We start from the raw sequence: 16062 nt of genomic DNA on the forward strand, positions 1-16062 counted from the left end.
TGCGCCGCCATGACCATCCGCCGCCTTCTCGCCGCCGTGCAACTCGCGCTGGCCCTCTGCGTCGGTGGCGCCTGCGCGCTCGGCTGGGTGGCGGCGCGCACCGACGTGGCCAACCTCACCCTGATGCGCGAGCGTGCGGTCGACCCGCTGCTGCGGCTGAAACAACTGTCGGATGCCTATGCCGTGGCGGTGGTCGATGCCAGCCACAAGGTGCGCAACGGCAACCTGGGCTGGGCGGAGGCCCTGGCGAGTCTCCGCGCCGCCGAGTCCAGCATCGCGCAGAGTTTCGCAGCGCTCGATGCCAGCCCGCCGGATGGCGCCGCCTGGGCGGAGGTGGTACGTCGCCGGGCCGCGGCTGATGCCACGACTGCGGCGCTGGGCGCGGCGATCGAGGTCCAGGACGCGGCGGCGCTGGATGCCCTGGTGCTGACCGCGCTTTACCGGGATATCGACCCGCTGTCGGAGGCGATCGGCCTGCTGGCGGACGCCGTGCTGGCACGGACGGAGGTCGCGCTGCGTGATGGCGCGGCGCACGCCGCCGCGCTCCAGACCCTTCTTGTCGCCCTCGCCGCGCTCGCGCTTTCCGTGGTTGTCGCGGCGTTGTGGCTGGTCAGCCGGCGTGTCGCGCGGCCGCTGCGGGCGCTGACCCAGGCCATGACGGAGGTCGCGGAGGGTCGGCTGGACCTGCCGCCGCCGCTCATCCGCCGCCGCGACGAACTGGGCGCCATGGGCGCGGCGCTGGTCGTGCTGCGTGACCGAAGCGCGGAGGCGCGTGACCTGCGCATGGCCCAGGAACGCGAGCGGGAGGCGGCGCGTGCAGGTCAGGCCGAGGCGCTGCGCGCCATGGCCGATGCGCTGGAGCACAAGGCGCAGGCCGCGACGACCTTCATCGCCGGGAGCGTTGCCCGCATGACCGCCGGCGCCGGCACCATCGGCGGCCATGCGGCGGAGTCGCGCCAAGCCGGGGACCAGGTCGGCCAGGCGGCGGACCGGGTGCTCCAGCATGCGGAGGCCGGCGCCGCGGCGGTGGAGCAGATGACCGCGAGCATCCGCCAGATCAGCGGCCGGATCGGCGCGGCCGCTGGCGCCGCGAGCCGCGCGGTGGCGGAGACGGAGGCCGGCACCCGCGCCCTTGCCGGGCTTCAATCCGCGGTCGGGCGCATCGGAGCGGTGGCCGAGTTGATCGCCGACATCGCGGCGCAGACCAACCTGCTGGCGCTGAATGCCACCATCGAGGCGGCGCGGGCCGGGGAGGCCGGCAAGGGCTTCGCGGTGGTCGCCGGGGAAGTGAAATCACTCGCCAGCCAGACCGCCCGCAGCACGGAGGAAATCGGCCGCCACATCGCCGAGGTCGGTGCCGCCACGGAGGCCGCGGTGCAGGCGGTGCGGGCGACGCTCGGCACCATCGGCGAACTGGAAGGCATCTCCGCCGCCATCGCGGAAGCCATGGCGCGGCAGGAGGAGGCGACGACCCATATCGGCCGCACCGTTGTCGGCACCGCTGCCGCAGCGCGCGAGGTGACGACACGGATCGGCGCGGTCAGCGGCGCGGGCGCCGCCGTCGGCGCCGGTGCCGCGACGCTGCATGACCAGGCGGCGGAGGTGCTGGCCGGCATGGCGCAGTTGCAGCTTGCGCTTGCCGAGACGGTGCGTGGCTGCTCGGAGGAGGCCGACCGGCGCTCCGGACCGCGGTGCCTGGACGACCTGCCAGCCGCGCTGCAGCACGCCGGCGGTCGCCTGGCGCTGCGGCCCTAGGTCAGCCGGACCGGTGGTGCCGGCCTCGGCACGAAGGCATTCCCACGTTGCGAGCCGCATGCGGCCGTGCCTCGGATGTGCCGAAATGCTCGGCCCCTTGAAAGCCGGGCAAGCGGGGCTGCAAACGAGCCCGCCATTGCCCCCCGCGAGGGCACAGTGACCACAGCGCGGGCAGCGCGGCGCGGCGGCTAGACAATGGGACCAGAAGTCAGGCTTGCGCGCATCAACCAGCCTGTCATGAAGCATGACATGACGTGGTCGATCCTGATGCGCGATCCTGCGACCGGCGAGGTCGGCGTGGCGGTGGCGAGCCGGTTCCTTGCCGCCGGTGCCTTGTGCCCCCGTGTCGAGGGTGGCGTCGGCGCGGCGGCCAGCCAGGCGCTGGTCAATCCCTATCTGGCACAGGACGCGCTCGTTCGGCTGCGCGCCGGCGAGGCGCCGGAGGCGGCCCTGGCAGACCTGGTCGCGGCCGATGCGGGGCGCGCCACGCGGCAACTGCATGTGCTGTCCGCGGATGGGCGCAGCGCCGCACATACCGGGGCGGCGTGCATCGACTGGTGTGGGCATCTGGCGGGCCCGAATGTGTCGACAGCCGGCAATATGCTCGCCGGGCCCGCGGTGCTGGAGGCGACGCTGGCTGCGGCGCTGGGCTCCGCCGGCCTGCCGCTGGCCGAACGCCTGCTGCTGGCGATGGAGGCCGGGGAGGCGGCGGGCGGCGACAAGCGCGGGCGGCAATCCGCGGCGATGCAGGTGGCCTCCGCCGACCCGATGCCGGACCTCGATTTGCGGGTGGACGACCACCCGGACCCGCTGGCGGAACTGCGGCGCCTGCACGGCGTCTGGCGCGGCTACCTGCGCCACTTTCGCCGGTTCCTGCCGGGCCGCGACCATCCCGGCGTCTTCGACCGCGCGGTGATCCAGGCCGCCATCGAAAAGGCGCAGGCGGAATGAGCACGCCGGTGCTGGAACTGGTCCGCGTCAGCGTCGAATTTCCGACCGATCGCGGCCGGCTGCGGCCGGTGGATGGCGTCTCCTTCAGCGTCCAGGCGGGGCGGACGCTGGCGGTGGTCGGCGAAAGCGGCTGCGGCAAATCCGTCACCGCGCTCGCCATCATGGGCCTGCTGCCGCAGGGCGGGGAGGTCGGCGGCGGCATCCGCCTGGGCGGCGAGGAGTTGCTGGCGCTGACGGCGGACCAGCGCCGGGCGCGGCGCGGCGGCGAGATGGCGATGGTGTTCCAGGAGCCGATGACCAGCCTGAACCCGGCCTTCACCGCCGGCGAACAGGTGGCGGAGGCGCTGCGCCTGCACCAGGGCCTGGCGCCGGAGGCCGCCTTCGCCAAGGCCATCGAGATGTTCGCCCGCGTCCGCATCCCGGAGCCGGAGCGCCGCGCCCGCAGCTACCCGCACCAGCTCTCGGGCGGCATGCGGCAGCGCGTGATGATCGCCATGGCGCTGGCCTGCCGCCCGCGCCTGCTGATCGCGGACGAACCCACCACGGCGCTCGACGTCACGGTGCAGGCCCAGATCCTGTCCCTGATCGACGAGTTGAAGCGGGAAACCGGCACCGCCGTCGTCCTGATCACCCATGACCTCGGCGTGGTCGCGGACCATGCGGACGAGGTCGTGGTGATGTATGCCGGCCGCATCGCGGAGCGTGCCAGCGCGGCCGATCTGTTCGCCCGTCCGCAGCACCCCTACACCATCGGCCTGCTCGGCGCGGCACCGCGGCTGGAGGGTGGCGCGGCGCGGCTCGCCAGCATCGAGGGCACTGTGCCCGACCTGATGCACCCGCCGCCCGGCTGCCGCTTCGCTCCGCGCTGCCCCTTCGCCGTCGCGAAATGCGCTGAACAGCCGCCGCTGGCCGACATCGTCCCGGGCCACCAGGCCGCCTGCTGGCGCGCGCCGCTCGATACGTTGCTGGAGGGCGCGGCATGACGGAAGCGCTGCTGGAACTGCGCGACGTCTCCAAGGGCTTCCCGGTGCGCGACGCCATCGGCCGCCGTCGCGGCGCGGTGCGGGCGGTGGATGGCGTCTCGCTCGTCGTGCCGAGGGGCAGCGTGCTCGCCATCGTCGGCGAAAGCGGCTGCGGCAAGTCCACGCTGGGCCGGCTGGCCTTGCGGCTGATCGAGCCCGACACGGGCAGCATCCTGTTCCAGGGCGAGGACCTCCGCAGCCTGTCCGCCAGCGCGCTGCGCGCCCGGCGGCGCGACATGCAGCTGATCTTCCAGGACCCCTTCGCCAGCCTCGACCCGCGCATGACGGTGGAACAGGCGGTGGCGGAGCCGCTGCGGCTGCACGGCATCGTGCCGCGGGCGCAGGAGCCGCGACGGGTGGCGGAGCTGCTGTCCCGCGTCGGGCTGCGGCCGGAACTGGCGCGGCGCTGGCCGCATGAGTTCAGCGGCGGGCAGCGCCAGCGCATCGCCATCGCCCGCGCGCTCGCCAGCCAGCCGAAGCTGATCGTCGGCGACGAGCCGGTCTCGGCGCTGGATGTCTCCGTGCAGGCGCAGGTGGTGAACCTGCTGCAGGACCTGATCCGCGAGTTGGGCCTGACCTTCGTGCTGATCAGCCACGACCTCGGCGTGGTGCGGCACATCGCGGACCGGGTGGCGGTGATGTATCTCGGCAAGATCGTGGAGCAGGGCGCGACGGACGCCGTGTTCCGCACACCGCGCCACCCCTATACGCGCGCGCTGCTGGCGGCGGTGCCGGGGCAGGGCCTGGGCAACACGCCGCTGCTCGAGGGCGACATCCCGAGCCCGATCAACCCGCCCTCCGGCTGCCGCTTCCGCACCCGCTGCCCCCATGCGCAGGCGCTCTGTGCCGAGGTGCAGCCGGAACTGGCCGGGCCGGCCGGCCACGAAGCCGCCTGCCACTTCCAGGACAGCCTGCCGCCGGCCATCGCCGGGCGCGAGGCCGATGCGGGCGGCGAGAGGCTGCGCCGCCTGCAGGCCTACTTCACCGACCAGACACAAAGAACAGGAGAACTGGCATGATCCGTAAGACCCTGGCCGCCGCGCTGCTCGGCTTCACCGCGCTCGCCGCGGCTCCGGCCGTGGAGGCGCAGCATCTGCGCATCGCGCTGCGGGAGGATCCGGACATCCTCGACCCGACCCTGTCGCGCACCTATGTCGGCCGCATCGTCTACATGGGCTTCTGCGACAAGCTGTTCGACATCAACGCGGCGCTGGAGCCGGTGCCGCAGCTGGCCACCGGCTACACCTGGGACGACCCGACCACGCTCACCATCAAGCTGCGCTCCGGCGTGCGCTTCCATGACGGGGAGATGATGGATGCGGAGGCGGTGCGCTATTCGCTGAACCGCCATCTGACCCTGCAGGGCAGCTTCCGCCGGTCCGAGATGGGCGCCGTCACCTCGATCGAGGTGGTGGACCCGCTGACCGTCCGCATCAAGCTCGGCCAGCCCAATGCCGCCTTCCTGGCGACGCTCACCGACCGCGCCGGCATGATCGTCTCGCCCAAGGCCGCGGAGGCCGCCGGCCGCGACTTCGGCACCCGCCCGGTCTGCGCCGGGCCGATGCGCTTCGTCGAGCGGGTGGCGCAGGAGCGCATCGTGCTGGAGCGCTTCCCCGAATACTGGGACGCCGCCAACATCCACCTGGCCCGCGTGACCTACCTGCCGATCCCGGACAACACGGTGCGGCTGGCGAATGTGCAGTCCGGTGCCGTGGAATTCGGGGAGCGGATGGAGCCGGACGACCTGCGATCGATCCAGCGCAACCGCAATCTGCGCGGCGTGCCGGTGGAGGAGCTGGGCTACCAGGGCATCACCATCAACATCGGCAACGGCCCACGCGCCAACACGCCGATGGGCCGCGATGCCCGCGTGCGCCAGGCCTTCGAGCTTTCGCTGGACCGCGCCGCCATCAACCAGGTGGTCTATGAGGGGATGTACACCCCGACCCGCCAGCCCGTGCCGCCCGCCAGCAGCTTCCATGTCCGCAGCTTCCAGCCGGAAGCCCGCGACGTGGCCCGCGCCCGCGCCCTGTTGCGCGAAGCCGGCCACACCGCGCCGGTGCCGGTCGAGCTGACGGTGCCGAACAACCCGGACCTGCGGCAGGCCGGCGAGGTGATCCAGGCGATGGCGCGGGAGGCCGGGTTCGAGGTGACGCTGCGGGCCTCCGAATTCGCCTCGGCGCTCGCGGGCGCCGTGCGCGGGGAGTTCGAGACCTTCCTGCTCGGCTGGTCGGGCCGCACCGATCCGGACGGCAACATCTACGCCTTCATGCACAGCCGCGGCGGCCAGAATGACGGGCGCTACGCGAGCCCCGAGGTCGATGCCCTGCTGGAATCGGCCCGCACCGAGGGCGACGTGGCGAAGCGCCAGGACCTGTACCGCCAGGTCATGGAAACGGCGCTGGGTCGTGACCGCATGCGCATCTACCTCTGGCACCGCAAGAACGTGATGATCCACAGCACGCGCCTGACCGGCTACCAGCCGATCGCCGATGGCATGATCCGCCTGCAGGGCATGCGGCTGAACTGAGCGAAGCCCTCTCCCCCCACTTCGGGGGGAGAGGGTTGGGTGAGGGGGGCCTCGTGCCCCAGGGGAGCGTCACCGACCATGTGGGCCTGGCTGCTGAAGCGCCTCGGGCAGATCCTGCCGACGCTGGTGATCCTGTCCTTCATCATCTTCGGCCTGCAACAGCTCATGCCCGGCGACCCGGCCGTGATCCTGGCCGGGGAGGAACGCGGCGACCCGATGGTGCTGGCGCAGATCCGGGCGGAACTCCGCCTGGATCAGCCGCTGTGGAGCCAGTACCTGTACTGGGTCGGCAACGTGCTGCAGGGGGATTTCGGCTTCTCCTGGCGCATCCGCATGCCGGTCTCCGACCTGATCCTGGAGAAACTGCCGGTCACGGCGCAGCTCGCCTCCATGGCCTTCCTCATCGCCATCGTCATCGGCGTGCCGCTCGGCATCCTGTCGGCGGTGAAGAAGGACACCGCCTGGGACTGGGCGGCGAACGGCATCGCGCTGTTCGGGATTTCGACGCCGAATTTCTGGCTCGGCATCATGATGATCCTGTTCTTCAGCGTGCAACTCGGCTGGCTGCCGCCCTCCGGCTACGTGCCGCTGTGGGAGGATCCGGTGCAGAGCCTCGCCACCACCATCATGCCGGCCTTCGTGCTCGGCACCGGCGTCGCCTCCGTGCTGATGCGCCACACCCGCGCCGCGATGCTGACGGCGCTGAGCCAGGACTACGTCCGCACCGCCCGCGCCAAGGGGCTGACGGAGCGCGTGGTGGTCTGGAAGCACGCGCTGCGCAATGCGCTGATCCCGGTGGTGACGCTGGGCACCATCGAATTCGGAAGGCTGCTGGCGGGCGCGGTGCTGACCGAGCAGATCTTCACCATCCCCGGCTTCGGCAAGCTGGTGGTGGATGCCGTGTTCAATCGCGACTACCCGGTGGTGCAGGGCGTGGTGCTGGCCACCGCGTTGATCTTCGTGGCGCTGAGCCTGGTGGCGGATATCCTCTACATGCTGATCAATCCGCGGCTGAGGCAGGCATGAGCACGACCACCGCCCCGGCCGCGCTGGCGCGCGGCGAAAGCCCTGGCCGCCGTGCCGTCCGCCGCTTCCTGCGCCACCGCCTGGCGCTGTTCGGGCTGATCGTCGTGGTCGCCTTCGTGCTGATCGCGGCCTTCGCGCCCTGGATCGCGCCCTTCGACCCGATCGAGACCAGCTGGTCCCGCATCCGCCGCCCGCCGTCGGAGGCGCATTGGTTCGGCACGGATGAGAACGGGCGGGATGTGATGTCCCGGCTGATCTGGGGCGCGCGGGCCTCGCTCATGGCCGGCGTGATTTCGGTGCTCGGCGCGGTGGCGCTCGGCGTGCCGATCGGGCTGCTGGCGGGGCTGGCGGGTGGCTGGGTGGATGCGGTGATCTCCCGCATCTCGGACGCGATGCTGTCCATTCCCTTCCTGATCCTGGCGATCGCGCTGGCGGCCTTCCTCGGCCCGGCGCTGGAGAACGCGATGATCGCCATCGCCATCAGCGCCAGCCCGGTCTTCGTCCGGCTGGCGCGCGGCATGGCGCTGGATGCGAAATCGACGGATTGGGTGGAGGCGGCGCGATCCCTGGGCAACCCACCCTGGCGCACCGCCTTCGTCCATGTCCTGCCCAACATCATCCCGCCGCTGCTGGTGCAGTCCACCCTTTCGATCGCGGAGGCGATCATCGCGGAGGCGTCGCTGAGCTTCCTCGGGTTAGGCCAGCAGCCGCCGCAGCCGAGCTGGGGCTCCATGCTGAACAGCGCGCAGCGATTCCTGGAGACGGCGCCCTGGCTCGCGATTGCGCCCGGCGCCGCCATATTCGTGGTGGTGCTGGCCTTCAACCTGATGGGCGACGGCCTGCGGGATGCGCTGGATCCCCGGGCCGACCGGCGCTGAAGGACGGGTTGCGCGTCAACTCGTCAGCTCGCCCTCCTCCTCGCCATCCCAGTATCGGATGCGCTCGGCATGGATGTGGATCATCACGACGCCCCTGGTGTCCATGCCGTCCGGGAACCAGCGATCCAGGTCGCTGGACCAATGCTCCGCAAAGGCCGCCTTGTCCCGGACGAGGCGGGCCGTGCCCTGCACCGCGACGAACAGGGGCGGCTTGCCGAGCGGGCCGGCGCTGCCCTGGAAGGACAGGCCGACCTGCGGGTCCGCACCGATATCCCGCACCGTGCGGGCACTGTCCCAGCTGAAATAGAAGGAGTCGCCCTGGTACGCGACCTCGCCATTGTTGCTCATCGGCCTTGTCGCCATGCGCCCGCCCTTGGTGCGGGTGGTCAGCATCGCGAAATCGATGCGACCCATCGCCTTGGCCAGATCCTGCATTGTCCTGGTCGCCATGCTCATGCTCCTGTGGGGGTCGAAGCCCCAACGCGCGGCCGCCGCTCAAGATTTGGCGCGTGGCCCGCGGGCATTCGTTGCAGGCTCTTGATCCGGCGCCTCCTCGGGTCGATCTATTCGCGGCCATGGCACGCCCCCCGAAGATCCTCCTGCCCACCTTGCCGGCGCCCGCGCGCCGGGTTGCCGGCTTCTGGCTGCTGACGCTCAGCCTGTGGCTGGCCAGCGCCCTGGCGCTGTTCCGCTGATGCAGCGGCCGGTCTGGCAGAACGACCCGTGGCGCGAAGGCCGCGCCAAGGTCGAGGGCGCCTTCAGCACCTTCCGCAACGGCACGCGCGGCCTGCTGCTGCCGCTGTTCACTTGGCCACTGCTGCCCGACGTGGTGGTGGAGGTGGTGCGCGGCAATGCGCAGGGGCTGGTCGCCGCCGGCCTCGGCCTGCTGCTGCCGATCCTGGCGGTGCGCACGCTGCGGCGCGGCCGGCGCGGCGATACGCGCCGGGCGGCGGTGCTGACAGCTGTCGCGACCGGGCTGGTCGCGGGATTGGGCGCGCAGACCGGCGTGCCCGTCGCGCTGGTCCTGGCCGCCGGCGCCTGGCTCGGAACGCGGCTGATGTATGACGGCGCCCAGGTCGAAGTGGAGCCGCCGGCGCCACCACCACCGCCCGGCCCGCTGACCGAGGCCCGCGACAGGCTGGCCCGTATCACCGCGGAGCCGCGCCTGGCCGGCATCGCCCAGGCAATGGACGCGGTGCTGGACGACCTCGATGCGCGGCCGGACCGGCTGCCGCTGGCGCGCCGCTTCCTGGCCGTGCACCTCGATGGGCTGGACCGCATCGCCCAGCGCCTGTCCGCCGGCGCCGAGCCGCCGCCGGGCATGCCGCAACTGCTGGACGACATGCAGACCGCCGCCGACGAGCTTCGCAACAAGCTGCGGGCGGAGGAAAGCATGGCGCTGGATATCCAGGTGAAGGTGCTGGCCGAGAGGCTGCGCCAGGAGGGCTACGCATGAGCACCACCAAGCCGAACAGCCCGAAGCCCTATGGCGCGGCGCCGTCCAGCCCGCCCGCCGCCGCGCGGGAGTTGGCGGAGCGCGACCTGCGCGAGGAGGCACCGAACCCGGTGGCGGAGGCGGTGATCGGCGAGCTGGCGCAGCAGATCGACCTCTCCGACCCAGGCTCCATCCTGCGCTTCGGCCAGCAGACCCAGTCCCAGGCCCAGGCCGCCGCCGATTCCATGCTGGAAGGCGCCCGCAACCAGGAGACCGGGGAGGCGGGGCGCACGCTCGCCAGCCTGCTCCAGACCCTGCGCGGCTTCGACGTGACCAAGCTGGACGAGCGGCCGAGCTTCCTGGCCCGCATGTTCACCAAGGCAGGCGCCGAGGTCACCGAAATTATCGGCAAGTACGAGACGGTGAAGGGCCAGATCGAGGGCATCGGCGACAAGCTCGACACCCACCGCACCCGGCTGCTGGAAGACGTCGAACGCCTGGAGCGGCTGTACCAGGCGACGCTGGAGTGGTTCCACGCCCTCGGCACCCATGTCGCGGCCGGCGAGACGGTGCTGCGCAAGACGGATGCCGAGGCGATTCCCGCCATGGAAGCGGCGGTGGCCAATTCCACCGACGATTTGGCACCCCAGAAGCTGCGCGACCTGCGCGGTGCGCGGGACGAGCTGGACCGGCGGGTGCATGACCTGCGCCTGACGCGGCAGGTGGCGATGCAGGCGCTGCCCTCGATCCGGCTGATCCAGGAAAACGACAAGGCGCTGGCCAGCAAGATCCACTCGGTGCTGGCCAACACCGTGCCGCTGTGGCGCCAGCAGCTGGCGCAGGCTCTGGCCATCCACCGGATGCGGGAGGCCGGCCAGGCGGTGAAGGCCGCGACCGACCTCACCAACCAGCTTCTGACCGCCAATGCCGAGACGCTGCGGCGCGGCAACCTGGAGGCGCGGACGGAGCTGGAGCGCGGCGTCTTCGACCTCGCCGCCGTGCAGAAGGCCAATGCGGCGCTGGTCGCGACCATCGAGGACAGCCTGCGCATCGCCGATGAGGCGCGCGGCCAGCGCGCCCGCGCGGCGGAGGAGCTGGAGAAGCTGGAGCTCGATATCCGCCGGGCGCTGAAGGCCGCGAAGCCGCCGCCGGCGGCGCCCCGGCCGATCTGAAGCTCAGGCGCGCGGGTCGCGGCCGAAGCCGAAGCCGCTCATCAGGCTGTCGGGGTCCTCGTCAGGCAAATCCTCGTCCCGCTCCGGCAGGCGGCCGCGCGGCGTCAGGCGGTCCACCATCTGCGGCAGGCCCCGGCTGAGTTGGGACAGGATCTCGTTGCGGCCCATGCCGGTGTGGGCTTCGACTTCCGCCAGTGCCTCCGGCGGCAGCGCGCGGGCCAGTTCATCCGGGTCCACCGGCTCGTTGCCGCCAGGACCGACCCAGCTATCCACCTTCGGGCCGAGCCCGGCGCCGCGCAGTTGCTCGGTGAGGGAGGACAGGCCACGGGCACCGCCCTGGCCGCGCATGAGGTAGGACAGCAGCGCCATCAGGGCCATGCCCTTGATGCCGCCCATGCCTCCCATCTGGCTGCCCCCCATCTGGCCGCCTCCACCCAGCAGGCCGCCCAGCAGCCCACCCAGTCCACCAGATCCGCCGCCCAGACCATCCATGCTGCCGGACCGCGGCGCGCCGCCGAACAGGCCACCACCGGCGCCGGACTGGTCACCCGGCAGGCGCGGCGTGCCGAGCGGCGAGCCATGCGTTGCCATGCCGCCGCCTTGGCCGCCCGGCTGGCCACCGCCCAGGACTCCGGACAGGATGCGGGACAGGATATCGCTCATCTTGGATGTCTCCCTGGCGGGCACCCGAACCGCGTCCCGCAGCAGGCGCAACGCCCACCCATTCCGGGCGGTTGCGCAGCCCGCGCCGAGGGCGCCAAATGCCGCCCAAGAATACCCAGGGAGGATGAAGCATGACGCATCTCACGCGCCGGCTGTTGCTGGCCGCCGGCGGTAGCGTGCTGTCGGCGCCGGCGCTGCGCGCGCAGCGCGCCTGGCCGAACGACACCATCCGCATCATCGCGCCGTTCCCGCCAGGTGGCAGCACGGATGCGCTGGCGCGCCTGCTGCAGCCGCATCTGACACGGAGCCTCGGGGTTTCCGTGGTGGTGGAGAACCGGGCCGGGGCCTCGGGCTCGCTGGGCACCGCGGCGGTGGCGCGCAGCGCGCCGGATGGCAATAGCTGGGTGCTGGTCTTCGACACCCATGCGGTGAACCCGGCGCTGATCCCGAACATGGGCTTCGAAACGGAGCGCGACCTGACGCCGCTGCTGCTGTTCGGCACCGCGCCCATGGTGCTGACGGCGCATCGCACCCGCCCCTACAAGACCTTCGCCGCGATGGCCGAGGCGGCGCGGGCGAAGCCGGACACCCTGACCTATGGCAGCATCGGCAACGGCTCGCTTGCCCACCTGACGATGGCGCTGGTGGGCAAGGCCACCGGCCTGCAACTGGTGCATGTGCCGTATCGCGGCGGCGGGCCGCTGGCGCTGGCAGCCCTGGCCGGGGAGGTGGACCTGCCGATCGCGACGCGGCCGGCGATCGGCGTGCATGTCGACAGCGGCGCGCTGGTGCCGCTGGCGCAGACCGGCGCGACACGCTCGCCCTCCATGCCCGACATCCCGACGCTGGCCGAATCCGGCGTGCCGGGCATCGACGCCCGCGCCTTCTGGGGCTTCCTCGGCCCGGCCGGCCTGCCGGCGCCGATCAAGCAGCGGATGGAGGCGGCGATCCGGGAGGCGCTGGCGATTCCGGAGGTGCGGGCGCGCGTCATCGCGCTGGGCATCGACCTGGACCCCAAGGGGGAGGCGGAGTTCGGACCCTTCCTGTCCACCCAGATCGCCACCTGGGGCCGCGTGGTGCGAGAAAACAACATCCGTCCCGATTGATTGGGCCCGATTGACCGCAGGCGCGCCGGCTGGTCGCATGCGGTCCTGGAAGTGGAGGAAAATCCGATGAAGGCATGGGCCGTGGTCGAGGCGGGCAAGCCGCTGCAGGAAATCGAGATGCCGACGCCGGAGCCCACCGGCAAGCAGGTCCTGCTGGAAGTCACCCATGCCGGCGTCTGCCACTCCGACCTGCACATCTGGGAAGGCGAATACGACCTCGGCAGCCGCGGCACCATGAAGCTGTCCGATCGCGGCGTGGTGCTGCCGCTGGCGATGGGGCACGAGGTGGTGGGCCGCGTGCTGAAATGGGGGCCGGAGGCGACCGGGCTCAAGGTGGGCGAGACCAAGCTGGTCTTCCCCTGGGTCGGCTGCGGCCATTGCGCGCGCTGCCTGGCGGAGGAGGACAACATGTGCCTCCAGGGCAAGGCGCTCGGCGTGTTCCAGAACGGCGGCTACGCCACCCACATCCTGGTGCCGGAACCGCGCCACCTGATCGAGATCGGTGACCTCGACCCGGCGCTGGCCGCGACCTACGCCTGTTCCGGCGTCACGGTGTATTCGGCCATCAACAAGGTGATGCCGATGCCGCCCGAGGCGCCGATCGTGGTGGTGGGCGCGGGCGGCCTGGGCCTGTCGGCGATCTCGGTGCTGAAGGCGATGGGCCACCGCAACATCGTCTGCGTCGACATCGGCGAGGACAAGCTGGCCTCCGCCAAGGCCGCCGGTGCCACGGCGACGGTGCTGGCCAAGGGGGAGGACACCGCGCAGCGCATCATGCAGGCCGCCGGCGCGCCGGTGGAGGCGGTGATCGACCTGGTGAACGGCAGCACCACCGCCCGCTTCGCCTTCGATGCGCTGACCAAGGGCGGCAAGCTGATCCAGGTCGGCCTGTTCGGCGGCGAATTGGCGCTGCCGCTGCCGCTGATGGCGATGCGCGCGCTGACCGTGCGCGGCAGCTACGTCGGTGACCCGAAGGAGTTGCGCGCCCTGGTGAAGCTGGCCCGTGGCGGCACGCTGCCCGCCATCCCGATCACGAAGGAGCCGCTGCGCAATGCCGACAACGCCTTGCAGCGGCTGCGGGCCGGGAAGGTGACGGGGCGGATCGTGCTGACGGCGGACGCTGCCTGAGGCCTGCGACTTGTGCTAAGCGTCACGCATGGCCGATGGTCCCAGCGTGACGCCGCCCTACGTTCCGCCCTATCCGCACCGGCCCGCCAAGGGCCTGCCGCTGCGCCAGATGCTGCGCCTGGCGCGGGAGAACTGGTTGGCGATCTGGGCCACCACCTCCTTCGAGCGGGACGTGCTGGGCTCGAAGCTCTGGCTGCGGGACGTGGTGGTCTGCAACAGCCCGGAGACGGTGCACTACGCCTTCGTCGAGCGGCATGAGAATTTCCAGCGCAAGAGCCCGCAGCACCGCCACGCGCTGATCCCGCTGCTGGGCGATGGCCTGTTCGTCAGCGACGGCACGCTGTGGCGCGAACGCCGGCGGGTGGTGGCGCCCGTCACCCATGTGTCGCGCCTGCCGGAACTGGCGCCCGCCATCACGGAGGCCGCCGCCGAGCGCCGGGCGCAATGGCTGGCGCTGCCGCCGGGCCAGCCGATCGACGTACTGGCGGAAATGGGCCACCTGACCGCCGAGATCATCTGCCGCACCATCTTCGGCCGGGCGCTCGGCGCGGATGCCGCCGGCACCGTGGTGGCGGCTTTTGCCGAGTATCAGGCGGTGATCGGCCAGACGGATGTGCTGTCCCTGTTCGGACTGCCGGACTGGTTCCCGCGCTTCCGCAGCCCGCGCGTCCGCGCCACCGCGCGCCGCATCCACCAGGTGGTGGATAGGCTGATCGACGGCATCCTGGATGGCTCGCAGGCGGGCGAGGCGTCCCTGATCCGCGCCATGTCGGAAGCCAAGGTGGCCGGCACCGACGCGCCGATGGACCGCCGCGCCTTCCGCAACGAGGCCATCGTGCTGTTCATGGCCGGGCACGAGACCACCGCCAACACCCTCGCCTGGGCGCTGTTCCTGATGTCGCAGGACCCGGTGAGCGCGGAGCGGCTGGCGGCCGAAGTGGCCGAGGTCATGGGCGACCGCGTCGCCACTCTGGCCGACCTGCCCAACCTGCCCTTCACCCGCGCGGTGGTGGAGGAAACGCTGCGCCTGTTCCCGCCCGTGCCGCTGCTGTCGAGGGAGGCGCTGGGGCCGGACCGGATCGGCGATCGCGTCGTGAAGAAGGGCACCATCGTGCTGGTCTGCCCCTGGCTGCTGCACCGCAAGCCCTCCCTGTGGGACCAACCGGATGCCTTCGTGCCGGACCGCTTCATGCCGGGCGCACCGAAGCCGCCGCGGCACGCCTACATCCCCTTCAGCACCGGGCCGCGCATCTGCACCGGCCAGCATCTCGGCCTGGCGGAGGCGACCATCTGCCTGGCGGCCCTGGCCGGTCGCTTCCGCTTTGCGCTGGAGCCGGGGACGGAGGTGATGCCGGTGGCGCGTCTGACGCTGCGGCCCGGGGAACGCCTGCCGATGCGGATCACGGACCGGGCGATGCAGCCCGTTGGTTGACCACCTGTACCCGGCGCCACCCTGGCGCTGGTCGGCGCGCCAGGCGCTGCTGCGCCACTGGCTGCGCGACCCGGCACAGGGGCTGGCGGACTACCTGCCGCACCAGATCATGCGGCTGCTGCCGACCGAGGCCGCCTCCGCCTTCGGCGCCCGGATGGGCCTGCGCGGCGGGCGCAACCGGCCCGTCGCCTCGGACCGCGTCCGCGCCCTGCTGCGCCACCTGCGGCCGCAGGCGACGCCGACGGAGGTGGAGGCGCTCACGCTGGCGCATTGGGCGCATGTCGGCCGCTGCTTCGGTGAATTCGCCGCGCTGTCGCGCTTCCGCGCCGAGGACCGCATCGCTATCGAGGGCGCGGAGCATGTGCTGGCGGTGCGCCAGGCGGGCCGGCCGCTGATCGTGGCCGGGCTGCATGTCGGGAATTGGGAGGTGGTGCATGCCGGCCTCGCCATGCTCGATATCCCGTTCCACGCCATCTACCAGCGCCTGCCCAACCGCTTCCGCATGCGCATCGCCGACCGTGCGCGCGGTCGCAGCCGCAGCGCGGCCGGCGGCCGGGCCGCGGTGGCGGTGGCGCCGACGCTCGGCGCGGTGTTCGAGGCGCATCGCGTGCTGGAAAGCCGCGAGGCGGCGCTGCTGTACTACGTGGATGAATACTGGGAGGGGCGGGTGCATGCCCCGGCGCTCGGCCGACCCCTGCGGATGGACGGCAACATCATGCGTGCCGTGCGCCTGGCCGCGGCCACCGGCGCCGCGGTGGTGCCGGCCTATGCGCTGCGCCTGGGCGATGCCGCCCGCTTCCGCCTGACCTTCCTGCCTGAAATCCCGGTCGGGCCGCCGGGACGCGGGCGGGCCGCGGTGCTGGAGGATATCGCGGCGCTGGACCGGGTGGTGGAGACGGTGGTGCGCGCGAATCCGGAGCAGTGGTTCATGGCGCACGTCTTCCAGCCGGACCGCTGAGACAGC

Annotated in this window: 15 protein-coding genes; 13 read left to right on the forward strand and 2 right to left on the reverse strand. The window is 71.9% G+C overall.

Features of this window, described 5'->3' with window-relative positions; translation table 11 throughout:
- The first annotated feature begins 9 nt into the window (after positions 1–9).
- The 7 genes from ACFHPP_RS18980 to ACFHPP_RS19010 all read left to right on the forward strand — a co-directional run bounded on the left by ACFHPP_RS18980 (position 10) and on the right by ACFHPP_RS19010 (position 8162).
- Positions 10–1755, forward strand: coding sequence for a methyl-accepting chemotaxis protein (locus ACFHPP_RS18980; RefSeq protein ID WP_437164804.1), 1746 nt, complete (start codon positions 10–12; stop codon positions 1753–1755).
- 249 nt (positions 1756–2004) lie between these two features.
- Complete coding sequence (locus ACFHPP_RS18985) at positions 2005–2706, forward strand: DUF1028 domain-containing protein (protein WP_437164805.1); 702 nt, start codon at positions 2005–2007, stop codon at positions 2704–2706.
- Complete coding sequence (locus tag ACFHPP_RS18990) at positions 2703–3689, forward strand: ABC transporter ATP-binding protein (protein ID WP_437164806.1); 987 nt, start codon at positions 2703–2705, stop codon at positions 3687–3689. Before ACFHPP_RS18985 ends, ACFHPP_RS18990 begins: the two co-directional genes overlap by 4 nt.
- Positions 3686–4747 carry an ABC transporter ATP-binding protein gene (locus tag ACFHPP_RS18995; RefSeq protein ID WP_437164807.1) on the forward strand — a complete coding sequence of 354 codons (1062 nt, stop codon included), beginning with the start codon at positions 3686–3688 and terminating at the stop codon, positions 4745–4747. Before ACFHPP_RS18990 ends, ACFHPP_RS18995 begins: the two co-directional genes overlap by 4 nt.
- On the forward strand, positions 4744–6258 hold the full coding sequence (locus ACFHPP_RS19000; protein WP_437164808.1) for an ABC transporter substrate-binding protein: 1515 nt from the start codon (positions 4744–4746) through the stop codon (positions 6256–6258). The genes ACFHPP_RS18995 and ACFHPP_RS19000 overlap by 4 nt, the downstream gene beginning before the upstream one ends.
- Positions 6259–6336: 78 nt before the next feature.
- A complete protein-coding gene (locus tag ACFHPP_RS19005; protein ID WP_437164809.1) occupies positions 6337–7284 on the forward strand; it encodes an ABC transporter permease in 948 nt (315 codons plus the stop codon).
- Positions 7281–8162 carry an ABC transporter permease gene (locus ACFHPP_RS19010; protein WP_437164810.1) on the forward strand — a complete coding sequence of 294 codons (882 nt, stop codon included), beginning with the start codon at positions 7281–7283 and terminating at the stop codon, positions 8160–8162. The genes ACFHPP_RS19005 and ACFHPP_RS19010 overlap by 4 nt, the downstream gene beginning before the upstream one ends.
- A 15-nt stretch (positions 8163–8177) precedes the next feature.
- Here the strand turns inward: ACFHPP_RS19010 and ACFHPP_RS19015 are convergent, their stop codons facing one another.
- Positions 8178–8612, reverse strand: coding sequence for a pyridoxamine 5'-phosphate oxidase family protein (locus ACFHPP_RS19015; protein WP_437164811.1), 435 nt, complete (start codon positions 8610–8612; stop codon positions 8178–8180).
- 244 nt (positions 8613–8856) lie between these two features.
- Here ACFHPP_RS19015 and ACFHPP_RS19020 point away from each other — a divergent pair, with 244 nt between their 5' ends.
- Both ACFHPP_RS19020 and ACFHPP_RS19025 read left to right on the forward strand, forming a co-directional pair.
- Positions 8857–9618, forward strand: a complete 762-nt coding sequence (locus tag ACFHPP_RS19020; RefSeq protein WP_437164812.1) for a hypothetical protein — start codon at positions 8857–8859, stop codon at positions 9616–9618.
- Positions 9615–10769, forward strand: coding sequence for a toxic anion resistance protein (locus ACFHPP_RS19025; RefSeq protein WP_437164813.1), 1155 nt, complete (start codon positions 9615–9617; stop codon positions 10767–10769). The genes ACFHPP_RS19020 and ACFHPP_RS19025 overlap by 4 nt, the downstream gene beginning before the upstream one ends.
- Positions 10770–10772: 3 nt before the next feature.
- On the opposite strand, the gene ACFHPP_RS19030 is transcribed toward ACFHPP_RS19025, so the two are convergent.
- Positions 10773–11432, reverse strand: a complete 660-nt coding sequence (locus ACFHPP_RS19030) for a YidB family protein (protein WP_437164814.1) — start codon at positions 11430–11432, stop codon at positions 10773–10775.
- 131 nt (positions 11433–11563) lie between these two features.
- Between ACFHPP_RS19030 and ACFHPP_RS19035 the strand changes: the two genes are divergently transcribed.
- The 4 genes from ACFHPP_RS19035 to ACFHPP_RS19050 all read left to right on the forward strand — a co-directional run bounded on the left by ACFHPP_RS19035 (position 11564) and on the right by ACFHPP_RS19050 (position 16056).
- Entirely contained in the window at positions 11564–12538 is a 975-nt protein-coding gene (locus ACFHPP_RS19035; RefSeq protein WP_437164815.1) for a tripartite tricarboxylate transporter substrate-binding protein, read from the forward strand.
- A gap of 66 nt (positions 12539–12604) precedes the next feature.
- Positions 12605–13666, forward strand: coding sequence for an alcohol dehydrogenase (locus ACFHPP_RS19040; RefSeq protein ID WP_437164816.1), 1062 nt, complete (start codon positions 12605–12607; stop codon positions 13664–13666).
- 28 nt (positions 13667–13694) lie between these two features.
- On the forward strand, positions 13695–15098 hold the full coding sequence (locus ACFHPP_RS19045; RefSeq protein WP_437164817.1) for a cytochrome P450: 1404 nt from the start codon (positions 13695–13697) through the stop codon (positions 15096–15098).
- On the forward strand, positions 15091–16056 hold the full coding sequence (locus tag ACFHPP_RS19050) for a lysophospholipid acyltransferase family protein (RefSeq protein WP_437164818.1): 966 nt from the start codon (positions 15091–15093) through the stop codon (positions 16054–16056). Before ACFHPP_RS19045 ends, ACFHPP_RS19050 begins: the two co-directional genes overlap by 8 nt.
- Positions 16057–16062 lie beyond the last annotated feature (6 nt).

Origin of the sequence: Falsiroseomonas sp. E2-1-a20, assembly GCF_051433195.1 — a bacterium.
Lineage (GTDB): Bacteria > Pseudomonadota > Alphaproteobacteria > Acetobacterales > Acetobacteraceae > Falsiroseomonas.